This window comes from Janthinobacterium sp. GW821-FHT03C10 (genome assembly GCF_059420865.1).
In genome coordinates this window covers 1-947 of the sequence record NZ_JBWKUN010000022.1, presented here as the reverse complement: position 1 = coordinate 947, position 947 = coordinate 1, and the positions used below count along the sequence as shown (strand labels likewise).

Annotated in this window: 1 protein-coding gene; it reads right to left on the bottom strand. The window is 64.9% G+C overall.

The window, feature by feature from the left end; translation table 11 throughout:
- On the bottom strand, positions 1 to 947 hold a 947-nt coding region (locus AC07VH_RS29205), incomplete at both ends, for a condensation domain-containing protein (RefSeq protein ID WP_494804019.1).

Genomic DNA, 947 nt, shown 5'->3' with positions numbered 1-947 from the left:
CGCAGTGCCTGTTTTTCGCGCAGCGCTGCCATCTTCGGCGTCACGCGCAACGATGGCAGCGCAATGTCCTTGCCTTCGAGCGCAGCGAAGTAGGCATTGAACAGCTCGGTCTGGAACGAGGCCACGCTCCAGCCATCGAGAATCGCATGGTGGAAGCTGAAGGTGTACTGTATCGCCTTGGCGCCGCGCAGGTGCACGAAGATGCGCAGCAGCGGAGCGCTGGCCAGATCGAAAGCGGACTTGCGTTCGGCGTCGATGAATCCGGCCACGATCTGATCCTGCTCAGCCGTATTCAGCTCGCGCAGGTCGGCCACGATCAGCGGCACTTCCGCATCGCGCCATACCAGCTGCAGCGGCTCGCTATAGCGGCTCAGGTCGAAGCTGGTGCGCAGCACCGGATGTTTTTCCGCCATCGCCGCCAGCACCTGACGCAGTACGCCTTCATCCCAGGCCGGCAGCGTGACATGGTTGCTGAACACATCGTGATACAACCCCGCATCCTGCTCATACTGGTTGTGGAACACCATGCCCATCTGCAGCAGCGTCATCGGATAGGCGTCCTGCACCCGTTCCGGCAGCGACGCGCGGTCCGCTGCGTCGAGGATTTCCATGTCTTGACTGAGCGCGGCGGCGCCGTCGCGCACGGCCAGCGCCTGCGCCAGGGCGCGCACGGTCGGATGCCTGAACAGGTCGACAATGGCCAGTTCGATGCCGTGCGCGCGGGCCGCCGCCACGATGGCGATGCTGCGGATCGAGTCGCCGCCGATGTCGAAGTAGTTATCCTCCACGCCGACTTGCTCCACCTTGAGCACCGTGCTCCATGCCTGGCACAGCGCCTGTTCCACCTGACCTTCCGCGGCGACGTACCTGCCGCGCGCCAGCGCTTGCAGATCGGGCGCCGGCAGCGCCGTGCGATCGAGCTTGCCGTTGCTGGTCAGCGGGAAGGC